Source organism: Campylobacter sp. 107, assembly GCF_002383835.1.
GTDB lineage: Bacteria > Campylobacterota > Campylobacteria > Campylobacterales > Campylobacteraceae > Campylobacter_D > Campylobacter_D jejuni.
The window spans coordinates 1-23,138 of sequence record NZ_NXBA01000029.1 but is presented as its reverse complement, the minus strand read 5'-3'; the positions used below and the strand labels follow the sequence as shown (position 1 = coordinate 23,138).

Below are 23,138 nucleotides of genomic sequence, written 5' to 3'. Positions count from 1 at the left end.
AAAATAATTTCAAAATTTATCAAAAGAATTTAAAAATTACTCTTAATCAAAAGCAATTTATAAGTAAGATTAAGATAAAATACAAGTTTATTTTATAATTTTTTAAGGAAAAATCAAATGAAAAGAACTTATCAGCCGCATGGCACTCCAAGAAAACGCACTCATGGTTTCCGTGTTCGTATGAAAACTAAAAATGGTCGCAAAGTGATCAATGCAAGACGCGCTAAAGGTAGAAAAAGACTTGCTGTGTGAAAAATTTTGATAAATTTAGCACAAACGAGGAATTTTCATCTGTATATAAAGTAGGTAAAAAATGGCATTGCGAAGGTGTGATCATTTTTTATCTGAATAGTTATGAAAAAAAAATAGCAGTTGTTGCTAGTAAAAAAGTTGGAAAAGCAGTGGTTAGAAATCGTTCAAAACGAATTTTAAGAGCTTTGTTTGTTAAGTTTGAAAGATATCTTCAAGATGGCAAATATATTTTTGTAGCTAAAAATGAAATCACTGAACTTTCTTTTTCTAGGTTAGAAAAAAATCTAAAATGGGGATTGAAAAAACTAGAATGTTTCAAATGATATGCCTAAAAATACTCCGTTTTTATCAGAAATTCTTAAGCCCTTTAAAACCCGCTGCTTGTAGGTATTATCCTAGTTGTTCTGAGTATGCGCTTTGGCAGTTTCAAAAAAAGAATTTTTTTCTAGCTTTTTTTTCTACTTTTTTTAGAATTTTAAGATGCAACCCTTTTTTTAAAGGGGGTTTTGATTATCCTAGGGTTTCTAAAAATTTTTATCCTATAAATTTATGTTTTAAGCCTATATTTTTAGCAGAAAAACAACTTTGTTTTTTATATATACCTTATAAAAATAAAAGTTTTTATCTTATAAAAATCATCTTTAAAAGGACAAATCAGTGAATAATTCAAATAATATTTTTCAGCAAAAGCGTATACTTTTAGCTGTTGTGATTTCTTTTTTATTTTTTGTTATTTATGATTATTTTTTCATTCCAAAGCAACCTTTAAAAATAGAACAAAACATTACACAAAAAAATCAACAAAACACAAGCATAAATAACACTCCTAATATACAAAATACCACCACAAATACTCCAAGTGCGGCTTTAGTTTCGCAAGATAGTGTGATATCTAAGGTTCAAAGCAAGCATTTTGAAGCACAAATTGACTCTTTTGGTAGAATTTCTGCTTTTTATTTAAAAGATAGAAAATACCAAAATGAGAAAGGGGAATTTATAAATCTTATTAGCAAGGAAAATAGTCCTTATCCTTTAGAAATGCGTTTTAGTGATCCAAGTATTAACTCAGAGGCTTTTAAAATTCCTTATGTCGCTAACGCTAGCAATCTTTTTGTTGATGAAAATGGAAGTCAAGTTTTAAAACTCACTCAAAATCTTTCCGGATTGAAAATCGAAAAAGATATTACTTTTTATCCAAAAGGGAATTATGAGATAGAAGTTAAACTCAGCAAGAATGCAAATTATTTTATAAGTCCAGGATATCGTCCAAATATTGCCGTAGATAGTTATACGGTTCATGGTGCTTTGGTAATGGATAATAAAGAAACCATCGAAACTTATAAAGATGGAGATGTAGAAAAGGATGAAAGTGCTAATAATGTCGTAATGACTTCGGCTTTTGATAGATACTATGCAACTTTCTTTTATAATTTTGATAAACCTTTAAATGTGGCAATCAGCAAGGATGCTAATAAAAACCCTATAGTTTTTGCTTATAGTGATAATGAATTTAAAGCAGGAGGCTATATAGGTTCTAAAGAACATGTGATTTTAAGAAGTATAGATCCACGCCTTGAAGCAGTTGTTGAATATGGTTGGTTTACTTTTATTGCTAAGCCTATGTTTGAGTTTTTGAATTTCTTGCATCAGTATATAGGAAATTGGGGTTGGGCTATCGTTGTGATGACTTTAATTGTGCGTATTATTTTATTCCCACTAACTTATAAGTCTATGATTTCTATGAATAAACTTAAAGATCTTGCTCCTAAAATGAAAGATATTAGAGAGCGTTATAAAGGCGATCCGCAAAAAATGAATATGTACATGATGGAGCTTTATAAAAAACATGGTGCAAATCCTATGAGTGGTTGTTTGCCTATACTTTTACAAATTCCTATTTTCTTTGCTATTTATCGCGTTTTGCTTAATGCTATTGAGCTGAAAGCAGCTCCTTGGGCGTTTTGGATACATGATTTATCGGTAATGGATCCTTATTTTATTTTACCTATTTTAATGGGTGTAACGATGTTTTTACAACAACTTATTACGCCTATGACTATACAAGATCCTATGCAAGCTAAGATTATGAAATTTTTACCAGTGATTTTTACTTTTTTCTTTATCACTTTCCCAGCAGGACTTACGCTTTATTGGTTTGTAAATAACCTTTGTTCTTTGGTTCAACAATGGGTTATCAATAAAATATTTGCTAAAGAACATCACAAAAAACAAGCGGAGCATGAAAAATGAAAATCGAAGCCATTGATCTTCAAAGTGCCTTAACAGAAGCTTCAAGAAGTTTAGAATGTTCTGTAATAGACTTAGAATATGAGATTATTCAGCATCCAAGAAAAGGTTTTTTTGGATTTGGAAGAAAAAAGGCAATTATAGAGGCTAAAGCAAAAAAAAGGATTTTGAAAAAAAATCCTAAAAAAGAATTTGCAAGTTCAAAAAATCACAAACCAGAAACACATGAGCCAAAGCAAGAAAACAAGATTGAAATAAAAAATGAAAAAAATAAAAGCCAAAAAGAAAAATATACAGTAAAAAGTGATGAAATTTTTGATAGTTTTCATCGAGAAAGCAAAGGAGTGCGTAATACTCAGGATATTTTAGATGAGATTCGTATTCAGCTTGTAAAACTTTTAGAAAGCTCCCAGTTTAAAATAGAGCTTAGTGAACTTAGAATGTATGATGAAGATTGCGTTTTGATTCGATTGGATGGGGAAGATGCTGCTTTGATGATAGGTAAAGAAGCACATCGTTACAAGGCTATTTCTTATCTTTTACATAATTGGATCAATTTAAAATATAATCTTTTAGTGCGCCTTGAGATCGCTCAATTTTTAGAAAATCAAATTCAAGGTATGCAGCTTTATTTACAAAGCGTGATTGAAAAAATTAAAATTCATGGACGCGGACAAACCAAACCTTTAGATGGGGTTTTGATAAAAATCGCTTTAGAGCAGTTAAGAGTTGAATTTCCAGATAAGTATGTAGGAATTAAGCAAAACAATGATCAAAGATTTGTTGTAATAAACGACTTTTTCAAAAAAGATGAGTGATACTATAGCGGCTATTGCCACAGCTCATGGTGTGGGTTCGATTTCTATTGTAAGATTAAGCGGTGAAAGGGCTTTAGAATTTGCCTTAAAGCTTAGCCACAAAACCAAACTCATCCCCCGCCATGCTACTTTTACAAAACTTTTTAATCAAAATAATGAAATTATCGATGAAGCTATAATGATATATTTTAAAACCCCTTATAGTTTTACAGGGGAAGATATAGTAGAGTTTCAAACTCATGGGGGATTTAGTGTGAGTGAAGTTTTACTCGAAGAACTTGTGAGTTTAGGGGCGAGACTTGCTTTAGCAGGGGAATTTAGCAAAAGAGCGTGTTTAAATGGCAAAATGACTCCTTTAAAAGCCTTAAATATACAAGATCTCATACTTTCAAAATCTGCACTTGCAGCTAAAATTATAGCACGCAACATGCAAGGAAACTTAGGAGAACTTTTAGAAAAAATTCGCACAGATTTGGTTAAAACCTTAGCTTTTGTAGAAACTAGCATTGATTATGCTGATGATGATTTACCTTCTGATTTATTAGAACAAATTTCTACTATGTGTGAAGAAAATTCTAAAATTTTAAAAGAAATTTATACACTTTCTCAAAGTAAAAAAGGACTTATAGAAGGTTTTAAAATCGCTATTGTAGGTAAGCCAAATGTAGGCAAATCTTCGCTTTTAAATGCCTTGCTTTCTTATGAAAGAGCTATTGTTTCAGATATAGCAGGCACCACTCGTGATACTATAGAAGAGAGCTTTAAATTAGGAACGCATTTATTGCGCATTATAGATACAGCGGGTATTAGAGAAAGTAAAGATACTATAGAACAAATCGGCGTAGCTTTAAGTAAAAAAAGTTTAGAAGATGCAGATATTATTTTAGCAGTCTTTGATGCTTCAAGAGTGCAAGATAAAGAAGATGGGAAAATTTTTGAATTGCTAGCAAATACTGATAAAAAAATCTTTTGGATTTTAAATAAAAGTGATTTAGAAAATGTTTTCAAAAATACTCAAAATAAAAATTTTATCAAGCTTAGTGCTCAAAAAGACATCACTTTGTTAAAAGAAGAATTGCAAAATTATCTTAATTCTTTTGATAGTGAAGGTATTATGGTAAGTTCTTTAGATCTTATTAATGCTTGTAAAATTTCAAGTGAAGCGATTTTTAGAGCTAAGGAGCTTTTAGAGGAAAGTTCTTTAGAACTTTTTGCTTTTGAACTTAATTTAGCTATTAATGAACTTGCAAGATTTACCAAAGATTTTCAAAGAGATGAAATTTTAGACGAAATGTTTGGTAATTTTTGTTTAGGAAAATGAAAGGATAGAAATGGATAAAGAAACCATAAAAGCACACAAAATTAGCGATGAAGAATATGCACAAATTTTAGAAATTTTAGGACGTGAGCCAAATTTATTAGAGCTTGGGGTTATTTCTGCGATGTGGAGTGAGCATTGCTCTTATAAATCTAGTAAAAAATATCTTAATGGTTTTCCAACTAAAGCACCTTGGGTGATTCAAGGCCCAGGTGAAAACGCAGGGGTTATTGATATCGGGCAAGGTATGGCAGCAGTTTTTAAAGTAGAAAGTCACAATCACCCTAGCTTTATTGAACCTTTTGCAGGTGCGGCTACAGGAGTAGGGGGAATTTTACGTGATGTTTTTACTATGGGTGCAAGAGTGGTTGCTGGACTAAATTCTTTAAAATTTGGCGATATTCATGATGAAAAATGCGGTAAACATCAAAAATACCTTGTTAAAGGCGTGGTAAATGGAATTTCTCATTATGGAAATTGCATGGGTGTACCAACTATAGGCGGAGAATGTGCTTTTGATGAGTGTTTTAATGGAAATATCTTAGTTAATGCCTTTGCTTTAGGGATTTGTAAAAGTGAAGATATCTTTTATGCTAAGGCTGAAGGTGTAGGAAATCCTGTGATTTATGTGGGTTCAAAAACAGGGCGTGATGGACTAGGTGGGGCGGTTATGGCAAGTGATAGCTTTAATGAAAAAAGCAAATCCTTGCGTCCTACGGTGCAAATTGGCGATCCTTTCAGTGAAAAACTTCTTATGGAAGCTTGTTTAGAGCTTTTTAAAACTGATTATATTGTGGGTATTCAAGATATGGGTGCTGCAGGGCTTACTTCAAGTTCTTTTGAAATGGCAGGAAGAAGTGGCAGTGGCATGAAACTTTACTTAGATAAAACTCCTATGCGTGAAAGCGGTATGACTCCTTATGAGTTAATGCTTAGCGAGTCTCAAGAAAGAATGCTTATTTGTGCGAAAAAAGGCTATGAAGATAAGGTTATAGAAATTTTCAAAAAATGGGATTTAGATGCTGTGGTTATGGGTGAAGTTACCAATACAGGAAAAATGGAGCTTTTTTGGCATGATGAGCTTGTAGGGCTTATTCCTATCGAGCCTCTAAGTGAAAAAGCGCCGATTTTAAGTCGTCCTATAAGTGAGCCAAAATATTTAAGTGAAATTAAAGATTATAAATTTGAGCTAAAATTAAGCATTCAAGAGCTTTTTATACAAATGCTTCAAAATGAAAATATTAACAACAAAGCTTTTATTTATGATCAATTTGATTCAAGTGTGCAAACCAATACTATAAAAGCTGATGGAAGATTAGGTGCTAGTGCCATTCGTATCAAAGAAAATGGTGCAAGTGTGGCTATGGCTATAGAATGTAACTCACGCTTAAATTATGTAAATCCTAAAATAGGAGCAGCTTTAGCAGTAGCTTCAGCAGGAAGAAAAGTTGCTTGCACGGGGGCTAAGCCTTTGGCAATAAGTGATTGTTTAAATTATGGAAATCCGCAAAATCCTGAAGTGATGTGGCAATTTGCACAAGGTTGCGAAGGCATTAAAGAAGCTTGTAAAGAGTTAAATACCCCAGTAGTAAGCGGCAATGTTTCACTTTATAATGAAACTGAAGGCGTAAGTATTTATCCAAGTCCTACTATAGTAAGCGTAGGGGTTTTAGAAGATGCAAATAAAACCTTAAAAGCTAGTTTTGAAAAAGAAAATTTAAGTGTTTATCTTTTGGGTGAAAGTTTAGGGGAATTTGGTGGATCTATGGTAATGAAAATCCAAGATAAAAAAGTATCAGGAAGTCTTAAAGAGCTTGATTATAAAGCTGAAATTGCGCTTTGGGATTTGCTTTATAAAGCCAATCAAAATTCTTTACTTGAGTGTGCCAATAGCGTAGGAATAGGGGGTATTGCTATGACTTTGGCAAAAATGTTTGCTATTTCTAGTGTGGGTGTAAATTTAACAAGTGGTTTTGATGATGAAAAAATGATTTTTGATGAGAGTGCAAGTCGTGCTATAGTAGGGCTTAGCAAAGAAAATGAAGAAGCTTTTTTAAATTTAGCCAAAGAATTTGGAGTAAAAGCTTATAAATTAGGTGTGAGTACAAGCCAAAAACATTTTAAACTTGATAGCATTGAGTTAAGCAAGGCTGAACTTGACAAGCTTTATTTTGAAAGTTTTAAAGAGCAAATCCAATGACTTTAGTTTTAATTATACTCGTTATTTTGGTGTTTTACTGGTATTATAAAACTTGGGGAAAACAGGATTTTTTAAACTCAGCTACAAGAGGAGTCAAAGGCTTTGCTAAGGGTTTTGCTCGTGGGGTTATAGAAGAAAGAATGGATGAGTTTAAAAGGCGTATGAATTACTATGTTATCGCACTTTTAGCAAAAATTGCAAAAAGCGATGGTAGAGTAAGTGAAAACGAAGCTGAAATGATCAAAGATCTTTTAGATGCAAATGCCAAAGATGAAAAAGAAAGAGCTTTTTTAAAAGCAAGTTTTAACGAACATAAAGAAAATTTAAGCGATGCTTTTTATGTGGCAAAAGATTTTTTAAAAGAAGTGCCTTTACCTAAAAATGAGCGTTTTAATGTTTTGCGTGTGCTTGTTTTTATGGCTTTAATCGATGCAGATTTTAATGCTAAAAAGCGTGAAATTTTAGAGCAAATCGCTAAAGCCTTTGATATAGCAAAAAGCGAATTAGATGCTTTTATAGCAAGTCTTTCAAATTTAAAAAGTTCTAAAAAAGAATTAAGTCTTGATGAAGCTTTTACTATTTTAGAACTTCCAAATAATGCAGATTTAAATGCGGTAAAAAAACAATACCGCAATTTAGCAAAAAAATATCATCCTGATATTTTAAATGCAAACAATGTTAGTGAAGAAGAGCTTAAAATCGGTGTAGAGAAATTTCAAAAAATCAACGAAGCTTACGAAAAAGTTAAAAAACATTTAGAAAGGTAAAAATGAGAGCATTGCTTAGCGTGAGTGATAAAGAAGGTATAGTAGAATTTGGCAAAGAGCTTGAAAATTTAGGCTTTGAGATTCTTTCAACAGGTGGGACTTTTAAGTTTTTAAAAGAAAATGGAATAAAAGTTATGGAAGTGAGTGATTTTACAAAAAGTCCTGAGCTTTTTGAAGGGCGTGTAAAGACTTTACACCCTAAGATTCATGGTGGAATTTTACACAAAAGAAGCAATGAAAATCATATCAAACAAGCAAAAGAAAATGAAATTTTAGGAATTGATCTAGTTTGTGTGAATTTATATCCTTTTAAAAAAACCACTATCATGAGTGATGATTTTGATGAAATTATAGAAAATATCGATATAGGTGGGCCTGCGATGATAAGAAGTGCAGCAAAGAACTATAAAGATGTGATGGTACTTTGCGATCCGCTTGATTATGAAAAAGTCATCGAGACTTTAAAAAAAGGTCAAATTGATGAGAATTTTCGTTTAAATTTGATGATAAAAGCTTATGAGCATACGGCAAATTATGATGCTTATATTGCAAATTATATGAATGAACGCTTTAACGGAGGTTTTGGAGCGAGTAAATTTATAGTAGGACAAAAAGTATTTGATACAAAATATGGAGAAAATCCACATCAAAAAGGGGCTTTATACGAGTTTGATGCCTTTTTTAGTGCAAATTTCAAAGCCCTTAAAGGCGAAGCAAGTTTTAATAATCTAACCGATATTAACGCAGCTTTAAATTTAGCTAGTAGTTTCGATAAAGCTCCAGCTATTGCTATAGTAAAACATGGAAATCCTTGCGGTTTTGCTATAAAAGAAAATTTAGTACAAAGCTATATACATGCTTTAAAATGCGATAGCGTTAGTGCTTATGGAGGAGTGGTTGCAATCAATGGAACTCTTGATGAGGCTTTAGCAAATAAAATCAATGAAATTTATGTAGAAGTAGTCATCGCAGCCAATGTAGATGAAAAAGCTTTAGCTGTGTTTGAAGGTAAAAAACGCATTAAAATTTTCACTCAAGAAAGTCCATTTTTAATCCGCAGTTTTGATAAATATGATTTTAAACATATTGATGGGGGTTTTGTATATCAAAACAGCGATGAAGTTGGCGAAGATGAGTTTAAAAATGCAAAGCTTATGAGTCAAAGAGAGGCAAGTAAGGAAGAATTAAAAGATCTTGAAATCGCTATGAAAATAGCAGCATTTACCAAATCAAACAATGTTGTTTATGTAAAAAATGGCGCTATGGTGGCTATAGGCATGGGTATGACAAGCAGAATCGATGCAGCAAAGGTAGCAATCGCTAAAGCTAAAGAAATGGGGCTTGATTTGCAAGGTTGCGTTTTAGCAAGTGAAGCCTTTTTTCCTTTTAGAGATAGCATAGATGAAGCAAGTAAAGTAGGGGTTAAAGCTATAGTAGAACCAGGCGGAAGTATAAGGGATGATGAAGTGGTAAAAGCAGCTGATGAGTATGGTATGGCGCTTTATTTCACAGGAGTAAGACATTTCTTACATTAAGTTTAATAGAATGTTATGTTTTTTACACATAATTCAATAAAAATTAAATAAATTATGTGTAAAATATTTCCGAAAAATTTTATTTTTAGAAAACTATGATGTTTAAAACTATAGGATTTAAGGTTTCTGCTGCAATTTTTGCGGTGTTGCTTATAAGTTTTATCGTAATGCAAGTGATTTTAAATTTGGACTTTAAAAATACTGCTAATAAAATGAGCAGGGCAAATTTAAATACCGTAAGTACTTCTGTTTTTCAAACAATGAGAATGGCTATGAATTTAGGAGATCCTGAAAAAATTAAAGAAGCCATTGAAGATGTAAAAAGTATAGAGGGTATTAGTGATATTAAAATTTATCCTTCAAAAGATACCATAGATCTTTTTGAGATGAAAGCCCCTCAAATTTCAAATGATAAGCGTATTATAGAACAATTTTCAAATCCTAAAATTCAAGCTTTGGAAGAAAATATAAATGGTGTTGTGTATTTAAGATTGATACGCCCTTTGATTGCAGATGAAAGTTGTGTTGCTTGTCATGAAATGCTAATGCAGGAAGTGTGATTGGGGTTATGGATATATCACATTCTTTAGAAGGTGTTTAAAAAGATATAAGCAAAACCGGTCAATCTTATATTATAATATTTACTATTGCTTTGATTTTTACCCTTTGTGGTGGTTCTTTTAATGCTTAAAGTTGTTGTTGGAAAGCCCGTTTTAGAGCTTTTAAATCATGCTAAAGAATTAGCTCAAGGAAGCGGCAATTTTAAAAGCTCGTATTTCAGTTAAAGGTCAAGATGAAATTGCTTTAGCTTGTGGATATATCAATCAATTTATCGAAAAAACTCACAAGGCAGTTAGCAGTGCAAGTCATAATTCAAAAAATGTAGAAAAACAAAGCAATCTTTTAAATTCAAATGCTATTTTTTAAGTGATATCAGTTCACAAAGTCATAAGCAAATAGATCAAAGTTTTAAACTTGGTGCAAATGTTGGCAATGAACTTAGAGAACTTGCTAGTTTGTCAAATAAGGCAAATAGTGCCAATGAAAAATCCTTTTTATTATTAGAGTAAATGCTTAAATCTTTGTTTAATGTTGTTAATAAAGTATCAATAGTATCCCAAAGTGAAAATGAATTGGCTAAAAAAGTTGAAAACATGGTCAATCAAGCAGGTAATATACAAAAAGTAACTCAAATGATGGATAAGATCGCAGATAAAACAAAATTACTATCCCTAAATGCTGGCATAGAAGTAGCTAGGGCTGGTGCATTTGGACTAGGTTTTTCTGTAATTGCTGAGGATGATAGGCAGTTGGCTCAGAACAGTGACGAATTTTTGGGAAATGTAGCTCAAATTACAAAGGAGCTTTTGTAAAGTATTAATGAGGTTAACGCAGAATTAAAGAAAAATACTCAAAGTATACAAGCTTTAAATGATGACACCGCTTTATTGGTTGATGATGCTAATGAGGTTAAATTATGTAACGAAGATGCTAGGGCTTTGGTGACTCAATGTACTGAAAAAATAAAAATTTCCCAAGAGAATATACAAAATTTACTTTCTCGTATGCAAGAAAATGTTGAAGTAAGAAGAAATTTCTAAAATTCTACTTCAAGTTGTAGATGAGTTAAAAATAGTGTGTCATAATCTCGAAAGCGAACTTAACCAATTTCAAACTTAAAGGAATAAAATGAAAAAAACGCTTCAAATTGCTTTAGCTGCAACTTTTTTTGCAGGTTGTGCTAGTACTTCTGTTACTTCATCTACTTCTAAAGGTAATAATGAACTTGTACAAAATCAGCTTTTCAAAATAGAAAAAATTATACTCAATGGTAAAACTTTTGATCCAAAAAACGCAGAGGAAAGTCCAAATATTAGTTTTGAAAATAATAAATTTTATGGTTATTCAGGGTGTAATCGTTTTTTTGGTTCTTACCAAACTAAGGCGGATACTTTGCAAATCGAAGGTGATCGCGTAGCTTCAACTCAAATGCTTTGTCATCCAATGGATGTAATGGATTTTGAAAATTCTTTCCTTTCAAATTTCAAAGGAATTTTTAAAATTTCAAATGAAAATGGAAAACTTGTTTTAAGTAATGATGAAATGAAGATCTTTTTTAAATAATATCCTAAAGCCTCGAAATATCGAGGTAATCTTCTTAAATTTGACAAAAGTCTAAAAAATGATACAATTATAATTTTATTATCAAAAAAGGTAGTTAAATGATAAAATCAATTCCTGAATGGAGTGAGCAAGAATACCTCATGCTTTCTTTACCCCATGAAAAAAGCGATTGGAATCCCTATTTAGAGGAAATTTTGCAAAGTTATAAAGAATTTGTAAAAGCAGTGAGTGAATTTCAAAAAGTTTTACTTATAGCTCCTAAACAGAGTGATTTTGAAAATTTTAAAGATATAAAAAATGTAGAGTATTTTAAATGTGATACCAATGATACTTGGATACGTGATTTTGGAGCTATAGATATAATAGAAAATGGTCGTTTAAAGGCTCTTGATTTTACTTTTAATGCTTGGGGAAATAAATTTCAAAGTGAGCTTGATAATGCTGTAAATTCTAAGCTTTTTAAAGAAAAATTTAAAGAGGAACTTAAAAAGGTTGATTTTATTTTAGAAGGAGGAAGTATTGACTTTAATGGAGAGGGTGTAATGCTTACAAGCTCTCATTGTCTTTTAAATGAAAATAGAAATTCTCATCTAAACAAAACCCAAATTGATATAAAATTAAAAGAAATTTTTGGTTTAAAGCAAATTATTTGGCTAGAAAATGGTTTCATAAAAGGTGATGATACAGATCATCATATCGATACCTTAGCAAGATTTATAGATAAAAATACCATAGCACATTGTATTTGTGAAGATGAAGAGGATGAACATTATTTGCCTTTGCAAAAAATGAAAGAAGAGCTTAAAAAAACAGGCTTTGATTTAGTAGAACTTCCTATACCTAATCCTTTATACTATGAAGGAAGAAGATTGGGCGCAACTTATGCGAATTTTGTTTTTATAAATAATGCTTTAATTGTGCCTTTTTATAAGGATAAAAATGATGAAATCATAGCTAAAAGACTTTCTAAAGCTTTACCTAGTCATAAAATTATAGGAGTAGATGCAAGAGTGTTTTTACGACAAAACGGTTCTTTGCATTGTTCTTGTCAAAATCGTTTCAAAGGTTTAAGATGAGTTTACAAAAAAAAGCAACTCTTGTGGCAAGTTTATGTGCTATTGTTTTAGCCTTGGTTAAATTTATAGTAGGCTTAACAAGTGGTTCTGTTGCAGTGCTTTCAAGTGCGATTGATTCTTTGATGGATTTTGCTATTTCTGCTTTTAATTTTTTAGCTCTTAAAAAAAGTTCACAAAAGGCGAATGAAAATTATAATTTTGGTTTTTCTAAAATTGAAGCTTTAATGGGTTTGTTAGAAGGTGTTTTTATAGTTGGCGTGGGGATTTTTATTTTTTATGAGAGTATTTTAAAGATTTATTATAAAGAAGAAATTAAAGATTTAAATTCAAGCATCTATGTGATGATTTTTGCTTTAAATATTACTTTTTTTCTTGTACTTTTTTTAAATTATGTAGCTAAAAAAACCAAAAGTTTGATTATAGAAAGTGATGCTTTGCATTACAAAACAGATTGCTTAACCAATGCCTGCACTTTTGGGGCTTTGGTTTTAATTTATTTTACAAATTTACATATTATTGATGCTATTTTTGGGATAGTGATCAGTCTTTATACGGCTTTTTCTGCTTTTAAAATCATTAAAAAAGCTTTGGCTTTTTTAATGGATGAAGCTTTACCTAAGGAACAAGTAGATAAAATTTGCACTTTGATTTCTAATAATCCTGAAATAATTTCTTATCATGAATTAAAGACGCGTAAAACCCCAAGTTGTAATTATTTAAGCGTGCATTTGGTTTTTTGTCCTATAATTTCGCTTTTAAATGCGCATAAAATTTCAGATGAAATAGAAGAAGGTGTGCGCAAGATGTTTGAAAATGAAAAATGGGATATACAAATTCATTTAGATCCTTATGATGATGCAGAACAAGAAAGGCAAAGACAATGAAAATCGCTTTAATACAACAAAAATTTCATTTAAATAAAGAACAAACTATAAAAAAAACTTGCGAATTTATAGAAGAAGCCTCTAAACAAGGAGCTGAGCTTGTTTGTTTAGGAGAACTTCATCAAAGTGAGTATTTTTGTCAAAGTGAAAATGTGGATTTTTTTGACTATGCTAATGATTATGAAAAAGATGTGAAATTTTGGGCAAATATAGCTAGAAAAAATCAAATAGTGCTTATTACTTCATTATTTGAAAAACGAAGTGCCGGACTTTATCATAATACTGCAGTGGTTTTTGAAAAAGATGGTTCTATAGCAGGCAAATATCGCAAAATGCACATACCCGATGATCCTTGTTTTTATGAAAAATTTTATTTTACTCCTGGAGATTTGGGTTTTGAACCTATAAATACAAGTTTAGGCAAGCTTGGAGTGCTTATTTGTTGGGATCAGTGGTATCCTGAAGCAGCAAGAATTATGGCTTTAAAAGGAGCTGAGATTCTTATTTATCCTACGGCAATTGGTTGGTTTGACAAAGATGAACATGAAGAAAAGCAAAGACAACTCAATGCTTGGCTTGGCGTACAAAAAGGACATGCTATAGCTAATGGTTTATATGTAGTAGCTGTCAATAGGGTAGGTTTTGAAAAAGATGTAAGTGGGGTAGAAGAGGGCATTAGATTTTGGGGAAATTCTTTTGTTTTTGGCCCTCAAGGTGAAGAGTTTTGTCTTTTAGATTCTCAAAACGAATGTGTAAAAATCATAGAAATAGATAAAAAAAGAAGTGAAAATGTGCGTCGTTGGTGGCCTTTTTTGCGAGATAGACGTATAGAATATTTTGCAGATTTAACTAAAAGATTTATTGATTAAATCAATAAATCTTATTTGTTTTGTATATTTTCAAGATAGCTTTTTATTTGTTCTTTTTCTTGTTCGTTTAAATTTATAAAACTTATTTCCTTAAGTCTTGATAAAAGCAAATTATCTTCTAAAATTTCATTTTTTCCTATTTCTAAAGAAGTGATGACACTAGAACTTATGAGAAGTCTTTGGGTTGAATCTTTTCTTAAGCCCCATATATTATGTATAGCAATATTATTATCTGTAATTTGTCCTGCATAAAGCATAATATGTCCAGGTAAATAAAGTAAGCTTAAATAAGCTTTTCCAAAGCGATTTAAAAAATCTTTTTTTTGAGAATTGCTAAGAGTGCTTATATCAAAATGATTAAAAGAATTTTTTTGTGCAGCCGAATTTCTCGGTAGATAAAGTCCAAAAGCTGAAAAGATATCACGAGTTAGTAAAGAACAATCTCTTTCAAAATTATAACCGCCCCAGCCATAAGGCAAATTTAAAACTTGTGAAAGTTGATTTTTTAAATTTTTATCATTGAATTGTAAAGGAAATTTAGATACATCCTTTTTAGAAATTTTATATTTTTTAGAGCCTATTTTTCCATAAAAATAGTTTTTATCTTCTTTGTAGTAAGGATAGATAGCACCAATTCTACTTTCAAAGAAAAATTTACCATCCTCGCTATAGATAGCAAATTTTTCTTTTAGTGGTGTGATAAAGTTGAGATTTTCATAGATTTTCGCTCTATCGTTTGAGAAAAATTCCAAATTTTTACTTTCAACAAATCCAAATCCAGCTTCACCTAAAACAAAAGCATAACGCTTATCTTTACTAAAATGTGAAATTAAGACAGGGGTTCCAGCATTTAAAATGCCATCGCTTGCATAGTCAAAAGGAATTCCTTCATTTTCAAAAAAAGGATTTTTTAAGATAGCTCTTTGGGTTGGAAGATTTTTAATGATTGTATTTTGGATAATTAAAGCTTTTTGATTAAGTTTGCCAAATTCTTGGATATTTGCGTTATTTATGGCGTTTTTAAACCATGAAAGCGGAATAGTTTGTTTATTGAAAAAATAATAAGTATTTTTTGAATTTAAATATAAAGGAAAGGACCAAAAAATATTTTGTCCTTTGTAATTTTTAAATGAATCATGCCAAGGGTTAAAGAAATATTTTTTATATCGTTTTGCATCAAAATTAATATCGTAAGCAAATTGTGGCAAAATGCTTACATTTTGTTCGTATTCAAGTTTTGCATAATGTTGATTTTCATTTTTTTGTTCTAAATTTTCATGATGAAGTGAAGTTAAATTTTTTGTTGAACAAGCTGTTAAAAATAGCACTATGAAAGTAAAATATAAACAAGATTTCATAATCAACCTTTTAGAAAAAATAGTTATAATTAAAGCCAAGGAAATATAATGCTTGATAAACTAGAAAAAATTTTAGCTTATGATAATGTTTTTTTAAGTGGTGGTGCTGGAGTTGGTAAAAGTTTTTTGACAAATGAGCTTATCAAATCTTATAGAAAACAAAAAAAATTAGCCATAGCTCTTGGTTCTAGCGCTCTATCGGCGTTTAATATAGGCGGTGTTACTTTACACAGCTTTTTTTGTTTAGGGCATTGCGATGACATGATGAAATTAAGTGCATTGGATCGCAATCAAAAACAAAAAGAAAAATTAACAAAACTTAAAGAGCTTTTAAAAACGATTGAGCTTATTATTATCGATGAAATTTCCATGGTTAGTGCAAGTGTTTTTGAAATGATAGGCTTTAGACTTAAAAATTCTCAATTTAATGGAAAAATTTTAGTTGTAGGAGATTTTTTTCAATTACCTCCTGTAATTAAAGAAAAAAAAGAAACTTTATTTAATCATTCTTATTATGCTTTTTCTTCATTTTTTTGGCAAGATTTAAATTTTAAGAATATTAAACTTTCTCAACCTAAAAGAACGCAAAATATGGAATTTTATAACCATTTATCTTTGATTAGACAAGGTTTTTTAGATGAAAAAATTTTAAGCTTTTTTGAATCTTTGCGAATTGATTATAAAGAATTAGAAAATTTAGAAGATGATTATACTTTACTTTGTGGTATCAATAAAAAAGTAAACAATATTAATCAAGAAAAATTAAGCAAACTTGAGACCCCACTTGTATGCTTTAAGGCTCAGGTTAAAAAAGAAGATAAGAGAATAAAAGATGAAGAACTTGATTCTTGGATTAGAAGCTTAAATATATTAGAAGAATTAAATATTAAAATAGGCGCTCGTATTATTTTTTGTGTAAATAATTGGGATAAGAATTATTATAATGGAGAGCAAGGCATTATAGAAGATATTCTTTATGAAGAGGAGAAAATTTATATTAGCATTATTAAAAATAATGGGATGAAAATTTTACTTGAACCTTATACTTTTTTCATGGAAGAACTTGAGCAATCAGGTAAAGATTTTGTTGTTAATATTCTCGCAAGTGTTACACAGTTTCCTATTAAATTAGCTTATGCTATTACCATACACAAATCACAAGGTATGAGTATTGAAAAATTAGTGTGTGATATTGATCATATTTTTGAAAATGGACAGCTTTATGTCGCTCTTTCTCGCGCTACAAACCCAAATACTTTAAAAATTTATTCTACAAAAAAGATAAATTTTGGATTTTATTTTGCTAATATTTTAAAAATAGATTCTAATGTGATCGAATTTTATAAAAAACATAATTTTTTAGATCTCGAAATACAAGAACAAATCATTTAAAGGCATTAAATGAAAAAAATATTTTTAAGTGTTTTTTTGATTATGAGTTTAAATGCTCAAAATCTTGAAATAGATAAAATAAGAACAGATTTATATTCTAAAAGTGGGGCAAATGTTCTTAAAAAAGTTGAAATTTCTTTAGAATTTGATGGAAATAATTTAAAAGAAAATGAAAATAAGTTAATTGATGCTGTAAATACAGTAATTTCAGGGTTTTTTTATGAAGATATTTTTACAGAAATTGGAAAAAATAATTTTAAAAAAACTTTAGAAAAATTTTTAGATAAGAAATATAAGATTAAACTAGATGATATATATATCATATCTTTAAGTGGAGTGGAAAAATTTGATTTAGAGGAGTTTAAACGCTTTTTAGAAAGCACTGAGGCTAAAGAGAAAGGTATGGGTAGCGAGGTAAAAAAAGCACTTGAAAACTTAGAAGTTCCTAAAACTCAAGTTCCTAGTGTTGAAAAGATCCCAACTCCTAGTGTTCCAAATTTAGAAGCCAAGCAAGTTGAACAGCTTTTCAAAGATCCAGATGAAGAAAATAGAAATGACAATGGAGAAATCAATATAGATAATTTAAATACACCTAAAATGACTCCAGATATAGAAGAAAAAATTAAAAGAGATTTAATCGCCAATCCTCCACAAATATTCAAAGAAAATAACGCAAGCAAGCCCTATCATTTGCCACAAACAGGCTATGATATAAAGCTTGACGAGAATTCAACGCAAAATTAGCGAACTATATCATAATTTTGCGGAATTTTTGCCTTGAAAATATCGGAATTAATTTTTGGATTTTTAATTTGATTGTTTAGATTGATTATAACATCATTTTCAAATTCATCTTTATAGGATATGCTTTGAATTTGCTCTTGATCAAGTTTAATTGTATAATTTATATTATCATATTTTGTTACAAGTTTATCTTTATCTATAAGACTTGCTTTTTTGAAAATTTCATTAAGATTTGGAATGTTATCAAGATGAGAGAAAATGACTTGCTCTAGATCGTGCTCTACTATGGTTACTTGATTTTTGTTAATATAAATCTCTTTTTTACTAGGAGTATCATAACTCCAATATGCTTGATCTTTATCCAGTATAAAATGTCCAGAATAAGAAAGTGTAGAGTTTTTGGATTTTACTATTTGGATAAAATCGCTTGAAAAGGTATTAAAATTAAGATCAAGGGCAAAAAGTTGTCCTATAAAAATAAAAAATATCAAGAATGTTTTTTTCATTTATTTTCCTTAAAAAAATTATATTTTTTATATCATTCTAGCTAATTTTAATTAAATAATCGTTATAATGATAGTTTGAAAAATTTATAAAGGTTTAAAAATGTTTTTAAATACCTTAAAAGCCATTTTTGGAACAAAAAATGATCGTGAAGTTAAAAAATACTTCAAGCGTGTAGCACAAATCAATGCTTTAGAAGGCAAATATCAAAATTTAAGTGATGATGAATTAAAAGCCGAATTTGCAAAATTTAAAGAGCAAATTTTAAGCGGAGAAAAAAACGAAAATGATATCTTAAATGATGTTTTTGCTATAGTCAGAGAGACAGGTAAGAGAACTTTAAATATGCGTCATTTTGATGTGCAGTTAATCGGTGGTATGGTTTTGCACGATGGAAAAATCGCAGAAATGAAAACAGGGGAGGGTAAAACCCTTGTAGCGACCTTGCCTGTTGTTTTAAATGCCATGAGTGGAAAAGGCGTACATGTCGTTACAGTAAATGATTATCTAGCCAAAAGAGACGCTGAGCAAATGAGTGCGATTTATAATTTTTTAGGTTTTAGCGTAGGCGTGGTGCTTTCTTCTCAAAACAGTGACATAGAGCACAAGCAAGCTTATGATTGCGATATTACTTATGGAACCAATAATGAGTTTGGTTTTGATTATTTGCGTGATAATATGAAATTTTCAAAAGTTGAAAAAGTTCAAAGAGAGCATAATTTTGTTATTGTAGACGAGGTAGATAGTATTTTAATTGATGAGGCAAGAACTCCGCTTATCATCAGCGGTCCTACAAATCGCACTTTAGATGGTTATATTAAAGCTAATGAAGTAGCTAAGCAAATGCAAAAAGGTGAAGCAGTTTTACCCCCTGCAAAACCTGAGGGTGATTTTGTAGTAGATGAGAAAAATCGTAATATTTTAATCACAGAAGCAGGTATTGCTAAAGCTGAAAAACTTTTTGGTGTAGAAAATTTATACAGTCTTGATAATGCTATCTTAGCACATCAGCTTGATCAAGCTTTAAAGGCGCATAATCTTTTTGAAAAAGATGTGCATTATGTTTTAAGAAATAATGAAGTTATCATCGTTGATGAATTTACAGGGCGTTTAAGTGAAGGGCGTCGTTTTAGCGAAGGATTGCATCAAGCTTTAGAAGCTAAAGAAAATGTAAAAATTCAAGAAGAAAGCCAAACTCTAGCAGATATTACTTTTCAAAATTATTTTAGAATGTACAATAAACTTGCAGGTATGACAGGAACTGCACAAACAGAAGCGACTGAATTTTCTCAAATTTATAGTTTAGATGTTATTTCTATACCGACAAATATTCCTATTAAAAGACAAGACAAAGATGATCTTATCTATAAAACTCAAAATGAAAAATTTAAAGCCGTAATTGAAGAGATTAAAAAAGCTAATGCTAAAGGTCAGCCTGTGCTTGTAGGAACCGCAAGTATAGAGCGCAGTGAAGTTTTTCACAATATGCTTGTAAAAGAGAAAATCCCTCATCATGTTTTAAATGCTAAAAATCACGAGCAAGAAGCTTTGATTATCCAAGATGCAGGTAAAAAAGGTGCTGTAACTATCGCTACAAATATGGCAGGTCGTGGTGTGGATATAAAAATCGATGATGAGATTAGGGCTTTGGGTGGGCTTTATATCATCGGTACAGAAAGACATGAAAGCCGCCGTATTGATAATCAGCTTCGTGGTCGTGCAGGAAGACAAGGCGATCCTGGAATAAGTCGTTTTTATCTAAGTTTAGAAGATAATCTTTTAAGAATTTTTGGCGGAGATCGTATCAAAAGCATCATGGATCGCTTAGGTATAGAAGAGGGTGAAAGCATAGAGTCAAGAATCGTTACAAGAGCGGTTGAAAATGCGCAAAAAAAAGTAGAAAGCTTGCATTTTGAAAGCAGAAAGCATTTGTTAGAATACGATGATGTAGCAAATGAACAAAGAAAAACTATTTATCGTTATCGCAATGAGCTTTTAGATGAAAACTATGATATTAGAGCTAAAATTTCTCAAAATATCGCTGAATATAGTGCAAATGTAATGAATGATTATATGCTTGATGAAAGCGGTTCTAATGTAAATTTTGAAAATTTGAAAGCAAAAATTTTATATGAATGTTCAACTCAGATTAGTGAAAAAGATTTTGAGAATTTAAGCGTCATTGAAATGCAAGATAAGCTAAGCCAAATTCTTGAAAATTCTTATAACGAAAAGATGTCAAGACTTGAGATTAAAGAATTGCGTAATATAGAGCGTATTTTATATTTGCAAGTTTTGGATAATGCTTGGAGAGAGCATTTGTATCAAATGGATATTTTAAAAACAGGAATAGGACTTCGTGGATACAATCAAAAAGATCCTCTTGTGGAATATAAGAAAGAAAGTTATAATCTTTTCTTGGAGCTTGTTAATCGTATTAAATTTGATAGTATTAAACTACTTTTTAGCGTGCAATTTAATCAAGAAGGGGCGCAAAATTTAGAAAATAAAGCCAATGAAGAAAATGAAAAGCTACTTCAAAACTCAGTAGAAATGGGCGCAAGCGAAGATAATCTTGGTGAAGCTGAATTTAAAAAAGTTCCACGCAATACTCCTTGTCCTTGCGGAAGTGGAAAAAAATTTAAAGAATGCCATGGAAAAAGTGGTCCTAAGCAAGGAATTTTAGCTTGAATAAAAGCATTTTAAAATATTTACTTTTTAAATATTTAAGATTTGATAAAGAGCAACCCTTTATCAATCTTTCTATGCTTTTGGCCTTTTTAGGAGTTTGTGTAGGACTTTGCGTTTTGCTTGTAGCTATGGCAATTATGAATGGTTTTGATAAAGAATTTGAAAAACGCTTTTTTGTGATGAATTATCCTATTACCATTTTGCCTAAATTCTATGCTCCTGTAAATGATGAATTTATAGATGAGTTAAGAAAAACATTTCCAAATTTGTTATTTAGCCCTTATTTAAGCACTCAAGTTGTTATAAAGGGAGATAATCGTTTTGAGGGTGGTGTGCTTTTTGGTGTTAAATTTAATGATGAAAAAAAAATAAACGAAGTCGTTGCTAAAGCTTTAAAGGATGAGAATTTAAGTGGTTTTGATATACTTGTAGGATCAGCACTTACTGATGAATTTGGTTTGCATAAAAATGACAAACTTTCACTTATTTTTTCAAATCTTAATCCTAGTGGATTTTCTTTAGTACCGCAAACTAAACGTTTTGATGTTAAAGCGCGTTTTACTTCAGGGCTTGCATTTTATGATAAGGCTTATATGTATACAGATGTTGATGCATTGAAAAAAGTACTTGGAATGCCTAAAAATCCAAATTATGATGGAATTCATGTATATAGTGATAATGCTTTCAAGGATGTTGAAAAAATTAAATCTTATTTAAAAGATGATTATGCTGTGGTAGGTTGGTGGGAACAAAATAAAAATTTCTTTTCAGCCTTAGAACTTGAAAAAAGAGCGCTTTTTATAGTGTTGATGCTTATTATTTTGGTTGCAAGTTTAAATATAGTAAGTTCTTTATTGATGATAGTAATGAATCGTCGCAGTGAAATAGCACTTTTACTTGCTCTAGGTGCAAGCAAAAATGAGGTAAAAAAGAGTTTTTTTGCCTTAGGTATGCTTATTGGTGGTGGCGGTATGATAGTGGGTGTGGTACTTGCATTTTTTGTTTTATGGCTTTTAGGAAATTTTGATATTGTAACTTTACCTGCTGATGTTTATGGAACCAGTAAATTACCGCTTGATTTGTCTTTAATGGATTTTTCTTTAACCATTGTGGGTGCTTTAATAATCATAGCTTTATCATCTTTTTATCCTGCAAAAAAAGCAACTCAAATTAATATTTTAGATACTTTAAGAAATGAATAAATTGTAATTTTGGAGATTTTTATTGTCTTTGTTTATTCAAAAAAATAAGAATTTTAAACCTTTAAAACCTCTATCAAAGTCAAAAATAATCACTAATTTAATTCTTTTGATTTTATTTTTAATATTGTTTTGTTATTGTAGTTTTAGTATAAGTGCTTATCATTTTGATTTTAGTGCAATTGCGACCTATAAAGAAAAATTTCTTCAAGGTTTTTTAAATACTTTAATAATCAGCTTTTTTTCTTTATTGTTGAGTATAATTTTGGGTGGAGTTTTTTGTGCTTTTTCTTTAAGTTCGATTGTTTTTTTAAGATTTTTATCTACATTTTACATAGAGCTTGTCAGAGGAACCCCTTTACTAGTGCAGGTATTATTGATATATTATATCATTGCAAATAATTTAGGACTTGATAATCGATATGTGGCTGGAGTTATTATTTTATCATGTTTTTCTGCTGCTTACTTAGCTGAAATATTTAGAGCTGGAATTTTAAGTATTTCTATATCTCAGCTTGAGAGCGCTAGGGCTTTAGGGTTAAAAGAGATGCAGGTTTTTGCGTATGTAATTTTTCCTCAAGCTTTAAAAAATATTTTAGCACCGCTGAGTGGACAATTTGCAAATTTAATTAAAGATAGTTCCTTATTAAGTGTTATTGCTGTAAATGAATTAACCCAAAGTGCGCAAGAGATAAATTCTTATACTTTTGCTACTCTTGAAGCTTATGTAATTTTGGCTATTACGTATCTTGTTTTGACTTTACCTATAAGTATATTTTCTCGTTATTTGGAGAGAAAATGCCAAAAATGATTTAAAAAAGCTTGACAAATAGAGCTAATTTTGGCATAATCACATTTTTATTTCAGAAAATGTCTCGTTAGCTCAGCCGGTAGAGCATCTCCCTTTTAAGGAGGGGGCCGTTGGTTCAAATCCAACACGGGACACCATTATAAAGGTCGCTTAGCTCAGTTGGTAGAGCGCCACCCTTACAAGGTGGATGTCATAAGTTCGAGTCTTATAGTGACCACCATTTTATAAAATCATAAATAGGTTTTATAATCTCTACTTCTTTACTTTGGATGCAGCGGTAGTTCAGCTGGTTAGAATGCCGCCCTGTCACGGCGGAGGTCGCGGGTTCGAGCCCCGTCCGCTGCGCCAT

Annotated in this window: 21 protein-coding genes, 3 tRNA genes and 1 pseudogene; 23 read left to right on the top strand and 2 right to left on the bottom strand. The window is 30.6% G+C overall.

What is annotated here, in order from left to right:
• Window positions 1-117: 117 nt before the first annotated feature.
• The 15 genes and pseudogenes from rpmH to BGS40_RS05235 all read left to right on the top strand — a co-directional run bounded on the left by rpmH (window position 118) and on the right by BGS40_RS05235 (window position 14,090).
• Window positions 118-252, top strand: coding sequence for a 50S ribosomal protein L34 (gene rpmH / locus BGS40_RS05305; protein WP_002776864.1), 135 nt, complete (start codon window positions 118-120; stop codon window positions 250-252).
• Window positions 249-575: a ribonuclease P protein component gene (gene rnpA / locus BGS40_RS05300; RefSeq protein ID WP_096738470.1), complete on the top strand. Its 327-nt coding sequence runs from the start codon at window positions 249-251 to the stop codon at window positions 573-575. The genes rpmH and rnpA overlap by 4 nt, the downstream gene beginning before the upstream one ends.
• Window positions 572-913: a membrane protein insertion efficiency factor YidD gene (gene yidD, locus BGS40_RS05295; RefSeq protein WP_002853395.1), complete on the top strand. Its 342-nt coding sequence runs from the start codon at window positions 572-574 to the stop codon at window positions 911-913. Before rnpA ends, yidD begins: the two co-directional genes overlap by 4 nt.
• Window positions 910-2,502 (top strand): membrane protein insertase YidC, encoded by a 1,593-nt coding sequence (yidC, locus tag BGS40_RS05290; RefSeq protein ID WP_096738469.1) that lies wholly within the window; start codon window positions 910-912, stop codon window positions 2,500-2,502. The genes yidD and yidC overlap by 4 nt, the downstream gene beginning before the upstream one ends.
• Window positions 2,499-3,317 (top strand): Jag N-terminal domain-containing protein, encoded by an 819-nt coding sequence (locus BGS40_RS05285; RefSeq protein WP_052834361.1) that lies wholly within the window; start codon window positions 2,499-2,501, stop codon window positions 3,315-3,317. Before yidC ends, BGS40_RS05285 begins: the two co-directional genes overlap by 4 nt.
• A complete protein-coding gene (gene mnmE, locus BGS40_RS05280) occupies window positions 3,310-4,638 on the top strand; it encodes a tRNA uridine-5-carboxymethylaminomethyl(34) synthesis GTPase MnmE (RefSeq protein ID WP_096738468.1) in 1,329 nt (442 codons plus the stop codon). Before BGS40_RS05285 ends, mnmE begins: the two co-directional genes overlap by 8 nt.
• 10 nt (window positions 4,639-4,648) lie before the next feature.
• Window positions 4,649-6,835 (top strand): phosphoribosylformylglycinamidine synthase subunit PurL, encoded by a 2,187-nt coding sequence (purL, locus tag BGS40_RS05275; RefSeq protein WP_096738467.1) that lies wholly within the window; start codon window positions 4,649-4,651, stop codon window positions 6,833-6,835.
• Window positions 6,832-7,602, top strand: coding sequence for a DnaJ domain-containing protein (locus BGS40_RS05270; RefSeq protein ID WP_060810083.1), 771 nt, complete (start codon window positions 6,832-6,834; stop codon window positions 7,600-7,602). The genes purL and BGS40_RS05270 overlap by 4 nt, the downstream gene beginning before the upstream one ends.
• 2 nt (window positions 7,603-7,604) lie before the next feature.
• Window positions 7,605-9,137, top strand: a complete 1,533-nt coding sequence (purH, locus tag BGS40_RS05265; RefSeq protein ID WP_087692191.1) for a bifunctional phosphoribosylaminoimidazolecarboxamide formyltransferase/IMP cyclohydrolase — start codon at window positions 7,605-7,607, stop codon at window positions 9,135-9,137.
• Between the two features lie 98 nt (window positions 9,138-9,235).
• Entirely contained in the window at window positions 9,236-9,697 is a 462-nt protein-coding gene (locus BGS40_RS09905; protein WP_096738466.1) for a hypothetical protein, read from the top strand.
• Between the two features lie 510 nt (window positions 9,698-10,207).
• A pseudogene (locus tag BGS40_RS09900) lies at window positions 10,208-10,817 on the top strand (methyl-accepting chemotaxis protein).
• Between the two features lie 9 nt (window positions 10,818-10,826).
• Window positions 10,827-11,261, top strand: coding sequence for an META domain-containing protein (locus BGS40_RS05250; protein WP_087692190.1), 435 nt, complete (start codon window positions 10,827-10,829; stop codon window positions 11,259-11,261).
• Window positions 11,262-11,359: 98 nt separating this feature from the next.
• Window positions 11,360-12,337, top strand: coding sequence for an agmatine deiminase family protein (locus BGS40_RS05245; protein ID WP_002859225.1), 978 nt, complete (start codon window positions 11,360-11,362; stop codon window positions 12,335-12,337).
• Window positions 12,334-13,221 (top strand): cation diffusion facilitator family transporter, encoded by an 888-nt coding sequence (locus BGS40_RS05240; protein ID WP_096738465.1) that lies wholly within the window; start codon window positions 12,334-12,336, stop codon window positions 13,219-13,221. Before BGS40_RS05245 ends, BGS40_RS05240 begins: the two co-directional genes overlap by 4 nt.
• Entirely contained in the window at window positions 13,218-14,090 is an 873-nt protein-coding gene (locus BGS40_RS05235; RefSeq protein WP_087704654.1) for an N-carbamoylputrescine amidohydrolase, read from the top strand. The genes BGS40_RS05240 and BGS40_RS05235 overlap by 4 nt, the downstream gene beginning before the upstream one ends.
• An 11-nt stretch (window positions 14,091-14,101) precedes the next feature.
• Here BGS40_RS05235 and BGS40_RS05230 read toward each other — a convergent pair whose 3' ends face one another.
• The gene (locus BGS40_RS05230) at window positions 14,102-15,448 is read right to left on the bottom strand and encodes an SH3 domain-containing C40 family peptidase (protein ID WP_096738464.1); all 1,347 of its coding nucleotides are present in this window, start codon (window positions 15,446-15,448) and stop codon (window positions 14,102-14,104) included.
• 48 nt (window positions 15,449-15,496) lie between these two features.
• Here BGS40_RS05230 and pif1 point away from each other — a divergent pair, with 48 nt between their 5' ends.
• Together pif1 and BGS40_RS05220 are read left to right on the top strand one after the other, a co-directional pair.
• A complete protein-coding gene (gene pif1 / locus BGS40_RS05225; RefSeq protein ID WP_053871983.1) occupies window positions 15,497-16,840 on the top strand; it encodes an ATP-dependent DNA helicase Pif1 in 1,344 nt (447 codons plus the stop codon).
• Between the two features lie 9 nt (window positions 16,841-16,849).
• Entirely contained in the window at window positions 16,850-17,584 is a 735-nt protein-coding gene (locus BGS40_RS05220; RefSeq protein WP_044261870.1) for a hypothetical protein, read from the top strand.
• On the opposite strand, the gene lolA is transcribed toward BGS40_RS05220, so the two are convergent.
• Entirely contained in the window at window positions 17,581-18,090 is a 510-nt protein-coding gene (gene lolA, locus BGS40_RS05215) for a LolA-like outer membrane lipoprotein chaperone (protein ID WP_044261872.1), read from the bottom strand. The genes BGS40_RS05220 and lolA overlap by 4 nt on opposite strands.
• Before the next feature lie 100 nt (window positions 18,091-18,190).
• On the opposite strand from lolA, the gene secA reads away from it, so the two are divergent.
• The 6 genes from secA to BGS40_RS05185 all read left to right on the top strand — a co-directional run bounded on the left by secA (window position 18,191) and on the right by BGS40_RS05185 (window position 23,137).
• The gene (gene secA / locus BGS40_RS05210; protein WP_096738463.1) at window positions 18,191-20,779 is read left to right on the top strand and encodes a preprotein translocase subunit SecA; all 2,589 of its coding nucleotides are present in this window, start codon (window positions 18,191-18,193) and stop codon (window positions 20,777-20,779) included.
• A complete protein-coding gene (locus BGS40_RS05205; RefSeq protein WP_096738462.1) occupies window positions 20,776-21,981 on the top strand; it encodes an ABC transporter permease in 1,206 nt (401 codons plus the stop codon). Before secA ends, BGS40_RS05205 begins: the two co-directional genes overlap by 4 nt.
• A gap of 22 nt (window positions 21,982-22,003) precedes the next feature.
• Window positions 22,004-22,789 (top strand): amino acid ABC transporter permease, encoded by a 786-nt coding sequence (locus BGS40_RS05200; RefSeq protein WP_087692185.1) that lies wholly within the window; start codon window positions 22,004-22,006, stop codon window positions 22,787-22,789.
• Window positions 22,790-22,850: 61 nt separating this feature from the next.
• Window positions 22,851-22,926 (top strand) — tRNA-Lys (locus BGS40_RS05195).
• 7 nt (window positions 22,927-22,933) lie between these two features.
• A tRNA-Val gene (locus tag BGS40_RS05190) sits at window positions 22,934-23,009 on the top strand.
• 51 nt (window positions 23,010-23,060) lie between these two features.
• A tRNA-Asp gene (locus BGS40_RS05185) sits at window positions 23,061-23,137 on the top strand.
• Window position 23,138 lies beyond the last annotated feature (1 nt).

What these genes read in the sequence shown, in the direction of transcription:
- BGS40_RS05230 (WP_096738464.1), bottom strand. Translation starts at nt 15,448, where the DNA reads ATGAAATCTTGTTTATATTTTACTTTCATAGTGCTATTTTTAACAGCT.
- secA (WP_096738463.1), top strand. Translation starts at nt 18,191, where the DNA reads ATGTTTTTAAATACCTTAAAAGCCATTTTTGGAACAAAAAATGATCGT.
- BGS40_RS05235 (WP_087704654.1), top strand. Translation starts at nt 13,218, where the DNA reads ATGAAAATCGCTTTAATACAACAAAAATTTCATTTAAATAAAGAACAA.
- BGS40_RS05245 (WP_002859225.1), top strand. Translation starts at nt 11,360, where the DNA reads ATGATAAAATCAATTCCTGAATGGAGTGAGCAAGAATACCTCATGCTT.
- lolA (WP_044261872.1), bottom strand. Translation starts at nt 18,090, where the DNA reads ATGAAAAAAACATTCTTGATATTTTTTATTTTTATAGGACAACTTTTT.
- pif1 (WP_053871983.1), top strand. Translation starts at nt 15,497, where the DNA reads ATGCTTGATAAACTAGAAAAAATTTTAGCTTATGATAATGTTTTTTTA.
- mnmE (WP_096738468.1), top strand. Translation starts at nt 3,310, where the DNA reads ATGAGTGATACTATAGCGGCTATTGCCACAGCTCATGGTGTGGGTTCG.
- BGS40_RS05240 (WP_096738465.1), top strand. Translation starts at nt 12,334, where the DNA reads ATGAGTTTACAAAAAAAAGCAACTCTTGTGGCAAGTTTATGTGCTATT.
- BGS40_RS05250 (WP_087692190.1), top strand. Translation starts at nt 10,827, where the DNA reads ATGAAAAAAACGCTTCAAATTGCTTTAGCTGCAACTTTTTTTGCAGGT.
- BGS40_RS05285 (WP_052834361.1), top strand. Translation starts at nt 2,499, where the DNA reads ATGAAAATCGAAGCCATTGATCTTCAAAGTGCCTTAACAGAAGCTTCA.
- purH (WP_087692191.1), top strand. Translation starts at nt 7,605, where the DNA reads ATGAGAGCATTGCTTAGCGTGAGTGATAAAGAAGGTATAGTAGAATTT.
- purL (WP_096738467.1), top strand. Translation starts at nt 4,649, where the DNA reads ATGGATAAAGAAACCATAAAAGCACACAAAATTAGCGATGAAGAATAT.
- BGS40_RS05220 (WP_044261870.1), top strand. Translation starts at nt 16,850, where the DNA reads ATGAAAAAAATATTTTTAAGTGTTTTTTTGATTATGAGTTTAAATGCT.
- rpmH (WP_002776864.1), top strand. Translation starts at nt 118, where the DNA reads ATGAAAAGAACTTATCAGCCGCATGGCACTCCAAGAAAACGCACTCAT.
- yidD (WP_002853395.1), top strand. Translation starts at nt 572, where the DNA reads ATGATATGCCTAAAAATACTCCGTTTTTATCAGAAATTCTTAAGCCCT.
- BGS40_RS09905 (WP_096738466.1), top strand. Translation starts at nt 9,236, where the DNA reads ATGTTTAAAACTATAGGATTTAAGGTTTCTGCTGCAATTTTTGCGGTG.
- BGS40_RS05270 (WP_060810083.1), top strand. Translation starts at nt 6,832, where the DNA reads ATGACTTTAGTTTTAATTATACTCGTTATTTTGGTGTTTTACTGGTAT.